General features: G+C 55.0%; 9 protein-coding genes. 3 read left to right on the top strand and 6 right to left on the bottom strand.

The features are described 5' to 3' along the window. Positions 1-56 precede the first annotated feature (56 nt). The 5 genes from ACOQPM_RS11085 to ACOQPM_RS11065 all read right to left on the bottom strand — a co-directional run bounded on the left by ACOQPM_RS11085 (position 57) and on the right by ACOQPM_RS11065 (position 8,227). On the bottom strand, positions 57-776 hold the full coding sequence (locus ACOQPM_RS11085) for a sulfite oxidase heme-binding subunit YedZ (RefSeq protein WP_420629323.1): 720 nt from the start codon (positions 774-776) through the stop codon (positions 57-59). A 92-nt stretch (positions 777-868) separates the two neighbouring features. After that, positions 869-1,885 (bottom strand): protein-methionine-sulfoxide reductase catalytic subunit MsrP, encoded by a 1,017-nt coding sequence (gene msrP / locus ACOQPM_RS11080; RefSeq protein WP_420629322.1) that lies wholly within the window; start codon positions 1,883-1,885, stop codon positions 869-871. Positions 1,886-2,054: 169 nt separating this feature from the next. Continuing rightward, on the bottom strand, positions 2,055-3,239 hold the full coding sequence (locus tag ACOQPM_RS11075) for a hypothetical protein (RefSeq protein ID WP_420629321.1): 1,185 nt from the start codon (positions 3,237-3,239) through the stop codon (positions 2,055-2,057). 249 nt (positions 3,240-3,488) lie between these two features. Next, positions 3,489-6,302, bottom strand: a complete 2,814-nt coding sequence (locus ACOQPM_RS11070) for a transglycosylase domain-containing protein (protein ID WP_420629320.1) — start codon at positions 6,300-6,302, stop codon at positions 3,489-3,491. A gap of 242 nt (positions 6,303-6,544) precedes the next feature. After that, on the bottom strand, positions 6,545-8,227 hold the full coding sequence (locus ACOQPM_RS11065; RefSeq protein WP_420629319.1) for an SdrD B-like domain-containing protein: 1,683 nt from the start codon (positions 8,225-8,227) through the stop codon (positions 6,545-6,547). A gap of 265 nt (positions 8,228-8,492) precedes the next feature. On the opposite strand from ACOQPM_RS11065, the gene ACOQPM_RS11060 reads away from it, so the two are divergent. Next, entirely contained in the window at positions 8,493-11,693 is a 3,201-nt protein-coding gene (locus ACOQPM_RS11060; RefSeq protein WP_420629318.1) for a hypothetical protein, read from the top strand. A gap of 157 nt (positions 11,694-11,850) precedes the next feature. On the opposite strand, the gene ACOQPM_RS11055 is transcribed toward ACOQPM_RS11060, so the two are convergent. Then, entirely contained in the window at positions 11,851-12,450 is a 600-nt protein-coding gene (locus tag ACOQPM_RS11055; protein ID WP_420629317.1) for a methyltransferase domain-containing protein, read from the bottom strand. Between the two features lie 249 nt (positions 12,451-12,699). On the opposite strand from ACOQPM_RS11055, the gene ACOQPM_RS11050 reads away from it, so the two are divergent. Together ACOQPM_RS11050 and ACOQPM_RS11045 are read left to right on the top strand one after the other, a co-directional pair. Further along, positions 12,700-13,413 (top strand): DUF2461 domain-containing protein, encoded by a 714-nt coding sequence (locus ACOQPM_RS11050; RefSeq protein ID WP_420629316.1) that lies wholly within the window; start codon positions 12,700-12,702, stop codon positions 13,411-13,413. 107 nt (positions 13,414-13,520) lie between these two features. Further along, on the top strand, positions 13,521-15,455 hold the full coding sequence (locus ACOQPM_RS11045; RefSeq protein WP_420629315.1) for a S9 family peptidase: 1,935 nt from the start codon (positions 13,521-13,523) through the stop codon (positions 15,453-15,455). Positions 15,456-15,515: the final 60 nt, after the last annotated feature.

Below are 15,515 nucleotides of genomic sequence, written 5' to 3'. Positions count from 1 at the left end.
CCCGACTTAGTGTCGGGCTACAATCTGCATTCGAGATGTTTCGTACAAATTTTTGGTTAGCGCACTCGGTTACGGCTGCGTCGCTGCCAGCGTAGCAACTTTGTCTTGATGGGCTGCCACCGTGCCAAGAAGAGTAAAGCCACAATGCCAGCATAAATGCCTGGCTCAATATAAACATTCTTCACCAGCCAAATAAAATGGACCAGCACCAAAATGATGATGAGGTAGCTCAGTTTGTGCAGCCTTTTCCACCGCTTGCCCAGCCGTCGCTGCCATCCTTTGGTGGAGGTAATGGCCAGCGGAATGAGCAGCAGGAAGGCAACCGTGCCAACCAAGACAAAAGGCTGCTCCACAATGCCATCAATAATAAATGCCAGATTGAGCGCATAATCCAGCCAGATGAAGGTAAGCAGGTGCAAACAGACGTAAAAGAAGGCGTAAAGGCCTAACGGCCTTCTCAACGAGATCACCTGCTTCCAGCCAAAAACAATATTTACTGGGGTCACAGCCAACGAAAGCACCAGCAGCACCAGCGCAGTGGTGCCCGTGTGGAACAAAATCTCACGCACGGGGTCTACACCCAAATTGTTGGTGAAGTATTCCGCTACCAGCACCACCAACGGCACCCAGGCACCTAAATGAGTAACCCAGGTGAGGCGGCGAACCGTCTTTTTGCGGTTGCGGCTTTTAGGTTGAGCGGAAACGGCCTGCACTGAGCTGCTCAATTGTGTTGAGCCTGCCACAGTGGGTGCGTCCCGACCAGAAATTACAGACATTTGCTCACTCTCTTTCGTCACGTCACTCTACAAGTTGCCCCAGAGCACTCAAAAATCTCTAAATTCTCTGTGTCCTCTGTGGCAAAATCCCCCTAACTCGATTGCGTTGTATCGTAATCTGGATCGTCGTACAGGTGAGCCACCTCATCACTATACCCATTAAACAGCAGCGTCTCGCGCCGTCCAAACTCGCCAATGCGCCGCTCTGTGGCCTGCGACCAGCGTGGATGCGGCACGTTGGGGTTCACGGTGGCAAAAAAGCCGTACTCATTGGGCGCTGCCTTCATCCATAAAGATTCTGGCATTGTGTCCACCAAATCAATCTTGACAATTGATTTTATGCTCTTGAACCCATACTTCCACGGAACCACCAGGCGAATTGGTGCCCCATTTTGGGGCAGCAGCGGCTGGCCATACAGCCCTGTGCTCAAAATTGTCAGATCGTGCATCGCCTCATCCAGACGCAGCCCTTCCACATAAGGCCAGGGGAAGAGCGGACTGCGAACGCCGGGCATATTGGCCGTATCTTCAATTGTTTCAAAACGCACATATTTGGCGGTTGAGGTTGGCTCCACTTCATTCAGCAACTTGGAGAGCGGAAAACCCACCCAGGGAATAACCATTGACCACCCTTCGACGCAGCGTAGCCGATAAATACGCTCTTCCTGCTCAAAGGCCATCAACTCTTCCAAGCCGAAGGTTTTTGGTTTGTTAACTAACCCACCCACAACCACTTGCCAGGGTGCCGTTGGAAAATTCTTTGCTAGCGAGGCCACGCGGGTTTTGTCCGTTGTAAACTCATAATAGTTGTTGTAGGTTGTTATTTCCTCATAACTGTTAAGCGGATCGCCAAATTCATCAAAATTACTGCTAACAGAACCGGGCATTGCCTCTTGCACATAGCTTTCTTCAGCAGCGCTGCCGGTGGCAATTGTGGAAGGCGCATCTTCGGCAACAGACTCCGCGTCTGGCGCACCGCAGGCAACTAGCAAACCGCCAGCGGCAGCGGCAGCAGCCCCACGCATAAATTGGCGGCGCGAGAGGTACACAGATTGCGGAGTAATTTCTGATGAGGGAATCTCAATCCCCGTGCGTTTTTTGATTAACATGCTTCTCTCCAATGAAAATTATGAATTATGGAGGATGAATTGTGAAAAAACCCCCAATTTTCATTTATGATGCAATTATCTTTAATCTTATGATCTTTTTCTAAATAAAATCTTGTGAGTTGATTACAATCGTCGGCAGATTTTAGAAATCGTATTTCTCAGTTAGACGCTAGGGGGAGATGGTAACGGGCAGGCGAATTTCCTGGTAACTTTCTCCTTCGCCAGTGGAGATGGTGAGCAAGGCTGGGCCGCTGGGTGCATCATCTGGCACGTCTAGGTCAATGGCCCAAAAGCCAAACTGGTCGGCAAAGGCTTTGCCAGAGGTAACCAGACGGCCGTTCCCACCCACAGAATCCAGCTCCAGCATAATGTCTACCGCGCCCTCTGGCACGTTAGCCGCCACGCCAAACAGATTGGTAGCTTGTCCCGCGTTGAAGGTAAGTTCTCCCAAATTGCCCAGCTTGAGCAGCACAGCCTGCGGATCATCGTAGGCGCGTAGCTGGATGGGAATGATAGTCTCGCGCCAGGCACCTTCGCCATATTCGCCCGTGTAGGCCACGGCGCAGGCAGGGCCAGCTACGGCATTTTGTGGCAAAATCACAAAGCCGTACCATAGCCCACCAGACAGCGAGATTTTTTGGGCAGCAATGAAGTTGGTGCAATCATCCACCAACACGCCGATGGTGAAGGCATCGTCTATGAGATTGCGACTATCGCCCTGCATGAAGAAGGTGTAACCAGCAACGGCCGTCTCTCCCTCAACTGGTTGAACAAGTGAAATGTACGGCTCATCGGTGCTGCTGTCGAAGGCAATTGGGTTGGTTTGCTGCGCCTGTGCCAAGTCGCCCAGGGAAACCGAGAGCAGGCCGGGGCCAGAGGCAGCGTTGGCTAGGGTAGTGGTGAGTTCCCAACGGCCGTCATCGGCAGGGGTGATTTGGGTGGATACGGCCGTAAATGAACCAATCGTTAACGTCAGCGAAATCGGGTCAGTGGTGGGCGGCTGCACCTCGCCGCGGAACGTCACATCACGGCCTGCTAACAGTGTGGTGGCTGGGGCTGGTTCCACAATGGTAAGGTTGTAATCGGGCGTTGCCACTGTGGGGGTCAGCGTTGGTGTGGGCGTTACTTCCGGGGTGGGGAACAGTGCTTCTTCCGTTGGTTCCGGTTCCGTCGGGATGATTTCAGCCGTGGGCGTGGCGGTTGGTGGTGCGTCGGTGGCTGTTTCGGTGGGGGGGATGGCTTCGGCAACGGCCGTATTCGTTGGCTCTGGAACAGGAGCCGGCGATCCGCCACAGGCTGCCAGCCACCACAAATTGATAGTTACCAATACAAAAAAAACAAAACGCTTCTTCACACTTATTTTCCTCTAAAACGCCTTGAGAAAATTGTTAGCCGCTACGATTGCTAAAATAAAATGCAAGCGCAAATTATAGCAGACAGCCCCCCAACATCGAACAATCCCGCTGCCGGTTTAGGCAATCGTTCATATTTGTCACCAGGGACAATGGGTAGGGGCAGACACGGGGGTCTGCCCACGCCCGGGCGCACACGGGGTGCGCCCCTACCGTGACCCGTCTTTTTTCACATTCTCAAGCCTGGTTTTTTATGATTCGATGGTGATGGCAATCATGTGCGGTTCGCCAACGTAATTGCTGTCTTTAACCACAATCAACCGCAAGAAATATTCACCCGGCGGCAACGCCTCGGCGTGCAGCATTTCCAGTGGGCCATTGACGACGGGCTGATCGTGCGTGTTGCCCAGAGTCACCCAATCTACGTTGTCGCCGTTAGGGATGCCTAGCTCGATTTTGTAAAACTGCACCACGCCTGGTTCAAAATCGGCTGTGCCCATGATAGGTAAAATGCCGCTGACGGTTTCCCCTTGCGTTGGACTGCTGATGCGGTAGACGGCCACCCGGTTAGGGTCACGTGCCAGAGCGAGCAGTTCGTCGTTGCAAACGGCCGTTGGCAACACCACTACATTATTTGCCTGCGCCCACTCATGGGCTGCCTTCACGCTCTCCGGGTTGCGGGGCGGAGCGAGGAATAGTTGCGGTAGCGCATCGGCAGGCAGCAGCGTGGCATCTGTACCTTCAGCCAGATGGCAGAAAAGCTGCGGCGGTGGGGCATCTTCGTCTTCTTCGGCGGCTAGCAGCAGCTCTGCGGGGAGGGGCGGCAGCGGCACGGCAGGCATCCGTAAAACGGCTGGCTCCAGTTCTTCCCAAGCTACTAAATTGGGATCGCTGGTTTCGGCCACAGCGGGATTGTTGTTGACGAGGAATAATTCAGAACCAGCAGGCGTACATTCGGTAGCTCCGATGGTGACGGACGTGATGCTGCACAACGGCCGTTCTTCCAATCCCTCTGGCCGTACAAAATCAGTCGGCGGTTCAACGCCGTTCACGTTTAGCACTGCCAGCAGATCGTAGTTACTGTAAACCGCCTGCATGTAATCGCTCCACAGCGGCGCAGCCCCGGTCAGGCCACTGATGTTGAGCATTTCGCTGTTGTCTGTATTGCCCGTCCACACGCCCACCACCAAGCCGGGGGTGTAACCCATCGTCCAGTTATCGCGGAAGTCATTGGTGGTGCCAGTTTTAGCGGCTGCGGGGAAAGGCAGCGCCAGCGGATTGCTGCGCCCCATGGCGGGCACGCGAGCTTCATCATCGTCCAAAATGTTGTTAATCAGGTAGGCTACGCGCGGATCAATGACGGAAACGGCCGCTTGCGGGGGCTGTTCAAACAAAACCTCGCCATTGCTCTTTTGTACGCGCAAAATGGCGGTGGGCGTTACCTGGTTGCCGCCGTTAGCAAAGACGGCATAGGCGGCGGTCAGTTCCAGCGGGGTTACTTCGGCACCGCCCAGCGTCAGCGAAAGGCCATAATTACTGGAATCCTGGTTCCAACTGCTAATGCCCATCTGCTGGGCAAATTCCAGCATTCGCGGCACGCCCAAATCCTGCAAAACCAGTACGGCGGGGATGTTGTAGCTGTTGGCCAATGCTGATCGCAAACGAACGGGGCCGTGGAAACGGCCGTCATAATTCACCGGCGAATAGGTCTCTCCATTAAACTGTGGATAATCTACCTCCACATCCCACAGCAAATCTGCGACCGTCCAGGCGGGATCGCCATTTTCACCTGGGGAAAGCGCAGCGGCGTAGGTGAGTGGCTTGATGCTGCTTCCCGGCTGCTGCAAAGAGAGCGTCACGTTCACATGCCCGTCAATGCTTTGGTCTTGGTAATCAACGCTGCCTAGCATGGCTAAAATCTCGCCCGTGCCTGGCTTCATCGCCACCAGCGCGGCGTTGGTAAGATTGTGCTCCGGCCCGACGGCAGCAACGTGCTGCTGGGCCAACTGCTCCGCCAGCCGCTGGTAGTTCATATCCAGCGTGGTTGTCACGCGCAGGCCACCATTGGCCACCGCTTCGGCTCCGTACAGCGCCTCTAGCTGCTGCCGCACGTAAACGGCAAAGTGGGGAGCCTCCAGGCTCACTTCTTGCGGGGCAAACGTGAGCGATTCCTGGTAAGCTGCCACGGCCTCATCCTGGGTAATGAAGCCTTCGCTCACCATCAGATTGAGCACCAGCCATTGCCGCTCTTTGGCCGCCTCCAAATTCGCCAGCGGGTCTAGCTCTACCGGGCTTTGCGGCAAACCTGCCAGCAAAGACGCCTCGCCCAGGTTTAATTCCTGTGCCGATTTGCCAAAATAGGTGTCGGCAGCGGCTTCGATGCCGTAGGCTAAATTGCCGTAATAAATTTCATTGAGGTACATCTCCATGATTTCATCCTTGCTGTAATCCCGGTTCATAATCCAGGCGAGGATGATCTCTTTGGTTTTGCGGTTGTAGGAGATTTCGGTGCGCTCTTCGTAGTCGAAGGCGATGTGGCGCACAAGCTGCTGGGTGATGGTGCTGCCCCCCACGGGACGGCCGTCTGGATTACGCAAGTTAGCAATTAACGCCGCCACCAATGAGGGAATGTCCGCGCCGGGGTTTTCGTAAAAGCTATCGTCTTCTACCGCTACAGTGGCGTGGATGAGGTGGGAGGGGATTTGGCTGATGGGAACGGCCGTGCGCTTCCCCTCGCCAAAAAATTCCCAAAGCAGCTCCCCATTGCGATCAAAAATCTGGGTGGTTTCAAACGTTTCCCGGTCGCGGGCGGCGTCTAGCTTGGCAATGCCGTCTTCAATTTCCTGCGACAGATTGGAGTAGACCAGCGTGCCGGCCACAATCACGCCGCCAAAAATGAGCATCGCTAGTAATAGAATGCCGCCAATGAAGGCGCGGCCCAGGCAGCCAAAGCAACCGCGTCGCTTGCGCGTAGGCGGTGTGGCAAATTGAGCTTGTTGTTGAGGCGGTGCCGATTGCGGGGTCTGAATTAAAGCCATCGGGCGGGTGGTTTGGTCTTTGAGCATGGTCTCTCCTGAAAGCAGTTAATAGTGGTTAGTGGCCACAACTAACCACCAACCACTATTAACTGTAAAGGTACGGCCGTTCCCCCACTGTTCGCCCCCCACACGATTAACAAACGACAACCTGACGCGCCCCACGCCCAACAAAAAAGAGCGCCCCCGTAGAACGCTCTTTTCGGTTATCGGTGTTCGGTAATCCGTAATCGGAAAAACTGATTACCGCTTACCATTTACTGATTACGGGTTTACCCGCGCCGGAGCATGACCACGCCCACGCCTGCCAACAGCACCAAAATGGCAGCAACAACCAAAACAATGCCGCCGATGCTACTAAAGAAGCCGCCCTCATTGGCAGGGGCTGCTTCGACATCTTCGGCGGATTCAGCAGCGGTGTCGTCGGTGGCTGTGTCTGCGGAAGTTGTGTCGGCAACGGCCGTTTCCTGAGGATCAAAGCGCGTACCAAATGCCACCGAAATTTGAGCGCCCTCTGCTACAGAAACCGCCCAGCTTGGCGAGGTCGTTGGCTGGTAATCGGCAGGCGGGAAGATTTGCACCTGGTACGTATCCGGTGCCAAATTCTCAAAGCAGTATGGCTCGCTGGCCCCGTCGGTAATGTGGGTTGTTACCGTGCTGCCGCCCCGGAAAATGGTGATGGCTGCATCAGCTTGCAATCCTTCCGTAGCGTTATCTCGCACGCCGTCAGCATTTTGGTCGTCAAATGCCGCTACGCAAATGGTGCCCGTGGTAGCAGCAGCGGTTACTTCAGCCACTTCTTGAGCAGGGGCTCCCTCTTCGGTTGATTCACCGTCAGTGCCTTCTACTTCAATCACTTCCTCGGCTAGGGCTGATTCTTCTGGTTCGTCAGCAGGGGCTTCTTCGGCAGGCGTTTCGGCCGTTGGTTCCGGCGCGGCCACAACTGCACCTGGTTCCTTGATGATCAGCTCCTGGCCTACCGAGATGAATGCCGGATCATTATTCAATTCTCGGATAACCGGCAGGGCTTCCTCCGGCGTCAAGCCCAGCGCAGGCGCGTAGCGGATGGCAATTGTCCAGAAGGTATCACCGGTGTTTACAACGTGCACGATGGCCCCATCTGGACGGGGCGTGGGGGTGGGGAATGGCGTTGCCGTTGGGCCAGCCTGTGCGGCGGTGCCACCACCGCTGCTGCCGCCAGAGCTTGCCGGCACCTCGCCCGTGCTACCTAGCGCATACAAAGCCACGCCGTCCATAAAGAAGCCACTGTTAATAAATGGAACCTTAGAACCCATTTCCAGGAAAATTATCATAGATTCAGACGTAGCTGTGAAATCCCAAATGTAGTTGATGCTGTTAAGGTAAAAGCCCGCAACGTTGGCAGCACCCCAGGTGGGACTATAAGTAAGGCCAGCGGTACGCCAACCGGAACCAGCCGGCCCAACGCTAAACCGGATAAAGCCGGCATCAGGTCGAGCGTCTGGCGGCTGCTTGCCACCGTCATACGATTCCACAATGTCAACGTAAATTGGGGCAACAATGCGGTAGTTGCGGCCAACTTCCAGGCCAGACACTTCTTGCGACAAGGCCACAAACAAAGGTGCCCACGGTTTAAATAGCTTCAAGGTAAAGCTGCCGTCGCGGAAAAAGAGCGGCCGTTCTGCTGGAGGTGCATCTTGAATATTCCAAACGACTGTTTCTGGACGGTAAGCTAACACCCCATCTGTACCTTCAAAGGCGACGCCATCCAGCCAGTGCATCCGCCAGCCATTGGGTACAGCAATTTGGGGAATGCTGTCCTGGTTGAAGTAACCAGCTTCAAATCCCCCATTCTCAAACAGGTTGCCAGAAATAATGTCATCTTGAGCCGATGCGTCATTTTGGGGAATTGTGAGCAGCACAACCAGCAAGGTTACGACAAGCAGCAGCGCAGGTTTTGCAATTTTACTTTTCATGTTTCTTAATCCTCCACACAACAATGCCCAGCCGATTGCAGTTCATCGAGCATTGCCTCTTCCATGTGTTACGTTGGCTTATTCTTGCAATTTTATTTGATAAGCTACGAAGCGTTCTTTTCATCTGTTATTTCAACCAGACAAAAATATAGCGCAATGGTGAATTGCGCTACAAACAAGCAAAAATTGTAACATACCGCTCAGGAAACAACAATTTCGGCAAGGTGTGATATGATCCGGCTCATTTTCTGAGAATGTTGCCAATATGACCCGTGACCGTGACTTATCCCCCTCCAATAAAACAAGCGTGAGCCAACGGCCGTTCCCACGCAGGCAGACGTTCTTTTTCCTCTTTCTCATCACACTTTTAGCCGTTCCAATTTTGCAGCCGCTGTTTACCAGGCAAATTAGCTGCGGCTTCGACACGATGTTCCACTTGTGGCGGGCGGTGCAGGCGGGGGCGCTGCTGGATGAGGGGATTTTGTTCAGCCGCTGGGCACCGCAGATGGCGCATGGGTATGGCTACCCGCTCTTCATGTTTCAATCCCCCTTTTCAGCGCAGATGACGGCCGTATTTCATCAAATCGGTCTGAGCTGGCCAGTGGCGCTTAATCTAGCTTACGGGCTAGGCATCTTAGCCTCTGGCTGGACGATGTGGGGGCTGGTACGCACCTTTTGGGGCAACTGGGGCGGACTGGTGGCGGCAGTGGCTTACTTGTATGCACCGTTTCACGCTTACGTCGCTTTTTACCGCGCCAGCCTGTCGGAAACGGTGGCCTGGAGCTTGCCGCCGCTGGTGCTGTGGGGCCTCTACCGCTGGCAGCAGGAGCAAAATGGTTGGGGATTGGGAACGGCCGTTTTCAGCTTTATCCTCCTCGTTTACACCCATGACGTGACGGCCTACGCCTTCCTGCCCCTATTTGTGGGCTGGATTGGGCTATGGTGGCTGCGAGACGGCCGTTCCCGGGCAACGTTGGGGCGTGGGGTAGTTGGTTTGCTGCTAGGCATGGGCGGAAGTGCCTTTTTCTGGCTACCCGCCACCATGGAGCGGTCGGCCATTCAGTTTGAAAGAGCCAACAGCGCTTGGCCCTTTTTATATTTCAACAACTTTTTGCCGCTGGAGCAACTTTTGGCACTATCCCGCAACGCAGACCCTAGCCTGCTAAACGATTGGCCTCCTCGCGGTTTGGGCATTTTGCTGCTCCTTGTGGCGTTGGTTGGGGCGGGACTGGCCTGGCAACGAGCGAAGGCCAGCCGCTGGCTGGTGGGCTTTTTGCTGGTGGGGCTAGCTGGGTACGTCTTCCTCACCGTTCAGGCTTCAGAATTTTTGTGGACGGCCGTTCCCCAACTCGCCGCCTTCCAATTCCCCTGGCGCTTTTTGGCTCCCGCTAGCTTTTTAGCTGCCTTTTTGTGTGGAGGACTAAATGATGGTATTGCGTATTGCGTATTGCGTACCACAAGAAGCGTACGCAATACGCAATACGCAATACGCCAAAATCCACCAAAATCCCAACCTCTCTCTATCCTCCTACCGATTGTAGCCATCACCCTGCTATCTGTGGGGCATTGGGGTTGGCTCTACCCGGATGTGTGCGACATGCCGGATGATTTGTCTGTAGAAGGCATGGTGGCCTGGGAGCAAGCCACACAAACACTCGGCAGCACCGCCAGTGGCGAATTACTGCCCCGCGCCGTCGAAATCGTGCCCGACCCAACCAATCCTCCTGCCTGGCAAGCTCGCCTAGACGAAACTATCCTATCGCCAGAAGCAACCATCCTAGCCACCAACCACCAGCCGCTAACCACTAAAATCGAACTCGAAACGGCCGTTCCCTTCACCACCACCCTCCGCATCTTCAACTTCCCCGGCTGGCAAGTCACAGTCAACGATGAACCCGTGCCAATTACCCCCTCAGACCCCGAAGGGTGGATAACAGTGCCCGTGCCGAACGGCCATGCTACCATCCAGGCCACCTTCCGCGAAACCCCACTGCGGTTAGCGGCGGATGGGATTGCGCTATTCAGCTTGGTTTTAGTGCTGGTTATCGGTTATCGGTTATCGGTTATCGGTAAACAGATTACTGCTCACCGTTCACCGATTACCGTTCACCGATTACGGATTACCGATTACGGATTACCGTTCACCGTCGCCTTGTTGCTCATCGCAAGCAAGCTACTGCTGGCGGATGCGGGGCAAACCCCGCTGCGGCAGGCACGGTTGCAAGATGGCAAGTTGGCGGACGTGGCACAGCCGCTGGATGTGACGCTGGGCACGCCAGGCAATCCGGCGCAGGTGCGGCTGCTGGGCTTGGATGAATGGAAGACCGCCGTTCCCGCCAACCAACCACTTACCCTCACCCTCTACTGGCAGGCGTTGCAGCCACTGCCCGCCAACTACAAAGTGGGGCTAACGCTGCTGGATGCCAACGGCCGTCGCTGGTCAGACGAAGGATTGCGCGATTACCGTTGGCTGCGTAATCCGCCACCTACCTCAGGCTGGGCCACCGACCAGTACGCCCTCACCGCCTACTTTGTGGATTTGCTGCCCGGCACGCCGCCCGGAGAATACCAACTACAGCTCTCCTTTTTTGAGGAAAACAACCTCACACCACTCACGTTTTATGCCGCCGATAGCCAACCCATCGGCCCACAATTTGATTTAGGCACGGTAACAGTTGAACCGCCTACTGAACCGTGGCTTACCACGCTGCCCATACAGCACCGCCTGAACGCGACCAGCAGTTCGGCTACATTGCTGGGCAGCAATCTAGATCGCACGGAAGCTGCGCCAGGAGACTCTGTACTAGTAACGCTTTTCTGGAAGGCACAGGCAGAAACGGCCGTTACTCTTAGTCTAGTTGATGAAGATGGAACGACCGTTGCCAACTGGCCCATCACCCTGCCCGAATTTGGTGCGGGGGCGTGGCGCAGCCAGCCCCTTTTGCAGTTGCCAGTACGTTTGGCCGACGGGAACCACCACTGGCAGCTCGCCTTCCCCAACGGCCAGACCATCCGCTGGGGCGAGCTCACCATCACCGCGCCGGAACGTTTGCTGGAGATGCCTGAGGTGGAAACGGCCGTCGGCATCACTCTCAGTGAGCAGGCGACGCTGGTTGGCTTTTCGCTAGATGAAGCGTCGCTGGCGGCAGGCGAAACGCTCAATTTGGAACTGGTTTGGCAGGCTGAGACCGAGTTGAGTGAGAGCTATCGGGTGTTTGTACATGTGTTGGATGGGGACGGCCGTATTGTGGCTCAATCTGATGCCCCCCCCGCAGGCTGGACGCGCCCCACCACCGGCTGGCTCCCCGGCGAATTTATCATCGACCAGCACACCATCACCCTGCCCGCCACGCTGCCCCCCGGCGACTACACCGTCACCACGGGCCTCTACCTGCCCAACGCCAGCCGCCTCCAGCAGCCCAACGGCCAAGACAACATCCCACTCACCACTTTCACCCTGCCCTAAAACCGAGGAGTGAGCATCCTCAAATGCCCGCCGTTCGCATCTAAGGATGCTCACTCCTCCCGGCAAAATCACGAATTTTACGAATAGACGAATGCCACGAATCATGTCAAACAGAATTCGTGTTATTCGCTCATTCGTGCCATTCGTGATTGGCTTTTTATCTTTTTAGGATGATGAGTTCTTCAATATTTTGGCGGGAGGGGACAGAATCGTGGGGGAACTCACGTTGCTGGATGCTGAACCCGTGTTCAGACAGCAGTTCAATCATGGCGTCTGGCTGCACGACGAAGGGCGGCCCGCCAGAGCGGCGGCCAATGGGAAAGGCAAGTCCGATGTACAGGCCGCCGGGCTTGAGCAATCGTGCGGCTAATGCTGCATACTCCCCTCGCCGAGCCGGGTCTATAGCGCAAAAGCAGGTGTATTCCAGGATGTAATCGAAACGGCCGTTCATCCCCATTGGCAACTCAAAAATATCCGCCTGCAAAACCTGCACCGGATGGGCAGCATCATTCAGTAAGTGCATCGTTGCCACTGCCTCAGAAGCAAAATCTACTGCCAACACGTCGAAGCCATGCCGGGCAAACAGGCGAGCATCATGGCCACGCCCGGCTCCCAGCACAATCATCTGACCCGGTGGATAGTCGCCGCTGGCAGCCAGCCGGGCAAAGACGGGAGTCGGGTAGCCTAAATCCCAGGGGGTACGGTCGTTGCGGTAATGTTGCTGCCAAAAATCGGTAAAGTTTGTTTCATGCGCCATGCGGCTATTATACTGGTCTTTACAACTATTGAATGAACCTCCCGATTCTAGTTAGAGGCAGACCCCCGTGTCTGCCCAAATTGGGCGCACACGGGAGTGCGCCCCCTACAATGGTGAGTAACGGTGTCGAATTTGGCAACGGCCGTTCGTCGTACAATAGTAAGTAGCAACCAACCTCCCGCAGGTTCCATATGTGATCAAAATCTAGCAAGAAACCTGCGGGAGGTTTATTTAAAGGAGAAAAAACCGATGAGCACAACCACCTTCACCAACTTCCCCGCGGAAGGTATCCAATTTATGCACGATTTGGTGCAGAATAATGAACGCGACTGGTTTAACCCACGCAAGGAACTTTACAAGACACACATCGTCGAACCCGCCATTGCCTTCATCGAAGCGATAGGCAATCGCTTACAGCATCTTTCCCCCAACATTCAGTACGATACCCGCACCAACGGCTCTGGTTCGCTCATGCGAATCTACCGCGATACGCGCTTTAGCAAAGACAAAACGCCCTACAAGGATTATGTAGGCATCATCTTTTGGGAAGGCAGCGGCAAAAAAACCGAATGCCCCGGCTTTCATTTGGGATTAACCGGCAGCGGAGCGGGCATTCATGTGGGGATGTACGGCTTTCCCAAGCCTATGCTAGCCGCGTACCGTCAGGCGGTGGTGGATGATGCTTTGGGGGCAGCGTTGATTGAGGCGGTTACGGCCGTTCAGCAAGCAGGCTATACCGTCGGCGGGGAACATTATAAGCGTGTGCCGCGTGGCTTCGACGCTGATCATCCCCGCGCCGACTGGCTGCGTTACGCCGCCCTCTTTGCCAGCTCTGGCGACATCCCCGCCAGCGTCGTCACCTCAGACAGCTTCCTGGACGTTTGCTTCGATCATTTTGAAAAGATGGCTCCGATTCAGCAGTGGCTGGTGAAGGTTGCCCGAACGGCAGAAGGCACAAAATAAAGAGCATTATTGCGTAAATTAGAGACAGCCACGCAATACGAAATACGCAATAACTCAATAGCTCAAAACCAATTGGCAATTCCGCCATTGACGTTTATTATTCCCAGATGGCAAAAAAGACCGTCCCTTACGGCTCCTGGAAATCCCCCATAACCTCTGATCTCATCGTGGTTGGCTCGATTGGTTTGGGTCAATTGGTGGTAGATGGCGATGCTGTTTACTGGACAGAAGGACGGCCGTCTGAAAACGGCCGTAACGCCCTGGTAAAATGGACACCCGACGGTGGTTATGAAGAACTGTCTGCCGCCGGATTCAACGTGCGAACCCGCGTCCATGAGTACGGCGGGGGCAGCTACGCCGTCCACGACGACGTGATTTACTTCACCAACTTTGTAGACCAGCGGCTCTACGTGCAATACCCTTACAGCGAGCCCGACCCACTCACCCCAAGCAAATCTCTCAGATTTGCAGATGGCACGGTAGATGCCAAACGAGGTCGCCTTTTTTGCATTCGAGAAGACCATAGCGAACCGGGCGAAGAGCCAACCAACAGCCTCGTCAGCCTGAACCTGGATGGCCACAATGAAGCTGGCGCGGTGCTGGCCGCTGGCAACAACTTTTATGCCTCGCCCCGTTTGAGTCCGAACGGCCGTCAGCTTGCCTGGCTCAGTTGGAACCACCCCAATATGCCCTGGGACGGCACCGAACTGTGGCTGGCCGATTTAGACGAAACTGGCACAACCCTCAATAACATGACCAAAATCGCTGGCGGCAGCAACGAATCTGTCTTCCAGCCAGAATGGTCGCCCAACGGCGAACTCTACTTCGTCTCTGACCGCACCAACTGGTGGAATTTATACCGCTGGCGCGATGGCGCAGCGCAGCCTGTGTACCCAATGGAGGCTGAATTCGGCCGTCCGCAGTGGGCGTTTGGCATATCTACCTACGGTTTTGAACGCGACGACACCGTTATTTGCACCTACACCCAAAATGGCATCTGGCATTTGGCGCGGCTCAACACTAAATTGGGGACGCTGACCCCAATTGATACCCCGTACAGCTCCATTTCCCAACTGCGTGTGGGCAATGGTTTTGCTCATTTCATTGGCGGTTCAGCCACGCGCCCCAACGCCATCGTCCGGCTCAATTTGCAAACCAACGATGCCCAAATTCTGCGCCAATCTACAGATTTAACGGTGGACACCGCCTACCTTTCTGTCCCGGAATCAGTGGAGTTTCCCACCGAAAATGGGCTAACGGCACACGCCATCTACTACCCACCGCAAAACCGGGATTTCGCTGCTCCGCAAGGCGAAGCCCCTCCGCTACTGGTGATTAGCCACGGCGGGCCAACCAGCGCCACGCAGACCACGCTCAATTTAGGCACACAATATTGGACCAGCCGGGGCTTTGCCGTTTTGGATGTAAATTATGGGGGCAGCACGGGATACGGCCGTTCCTACCGGCAGCGGCTCAATGGTCAGTGGGGCATTGTGGACGTGCAGGATTGCATTAACAGTGCCAAATATCTCGTGCGGCAAGGGTTAGTAGACGGCAACCGCTTGGCCATTCGTGGCGGTAGTGCCGGTGGCTACACGACACTGTGTGCCCTCACCTTTCACAATACCTTCAGTGCTGGAGCCAGCTTCTTTGGCGTCAGCGATGTAGAAGCCTTAGCCAAAGAAACACACAAATTTGAATCCCGCTACATAGACAGCATGATTGGGCCATATCCCGAAGCCAAACAGCTCTACACAGAACGTTCTCCTATCCATTACACCGACCAAATCAACTGCCCGCTCATTCTGTTCCAGGGGCTAGAAGACAAAGTTGTGCCGCCCAACCAGGCAGAAATGATGTTCGAGGCAGTCAAAGCAAAGGGCATCCCGGTTGCCTACGTCGCTTTCCCCGGCGAGCAGCACGGCTTCCGCAGTGCGGAAAACATCAAGCGCACGCTAGATGGTGAGCTCTATTTTTACGGCAAAATATTTGGCTTTGAGCTAGCCGATCCCGTCAAGTCAATCGAAATCGAAAATCTGTAAGCACATAGCGTATGTCATTACCGCCTGCGCGGGAATCCATCCGCGCAATGAATTTGGATA

The organism is Candidatus Leptofilum sp. (genome assembly GCF_965223525.1).
GTDB lineage: Bacteria > Chloroflexota > Anaerolineae > Promineifilales > Promineifilaceae > Leptofilum.
This window is presented reverse-complemented; position numbering and strand designations above follow the sequence as displayed.

What these genes read in the sequence shown, in the direction of transcription:
- msrP (WP_420629322.1), bottom strand. Translation starts at nt 1,885, where the DNA reads ATGTTAATCAAAAAACGCACGGGGATTGAGATTCCCTCATCAGAAATT.
- ACOQPM_RS11055 (WP_420629317.1), bottom strand. Translation starts at nt 12,450, where the DNA reads ATGGCGCATGAAACAAACTTTACCGATTTTTGGCAGCAACATTACCGC.
- ACOQPM_RS11060 (WP_420629318.1), top strand. Translation starts at nt 8,493, where the DNA reads ATGACCCGTGACCGTGACTTATCCCCCTCCAATAAAACAAGCGTGAGC.
- ACOQPM_RS11050 (WP_420629316.1), top strand. Translation starts at nt 12,700, where the DNA reads ATGAGCACAACCACCTTCACCAACTTCCCCGCGGAAGGTATCCAATTT.
- ACOQPM_RS11045 (WP_420629315.1), top strand. Translation starts at nt 13,521, where the DNA reads ATGGCAAAAAAGACCGTCCCTTACGGCTCCTGGAAATCCCCCATAACC.
- ACOQPM_RS11085 (WP_420629323.1), bottom strand. Translation starts at nt 776, where the DNA reads ATGTCTGTAATTTCTGGTCGGGACGCACCCACTGTGGCAGGCTCAACA.
- ACOQPM_RS11065 (WP_420629319.1), bottom strand. Translation starts at nt 8,227, where the DNA reads ATGAAAAGTAAAATTGCAAAACCTGCGCTGCTGCTTGTCGTAACCTTG.
- ACOQPM_RS11070 (WP_420629320.1), bottom strand. Translation starts at nt 6,302, where the DNA reads ATGCTCAAAGACCAAACCACCCGCCCGATGGCTTTAATTCAGACCCCG.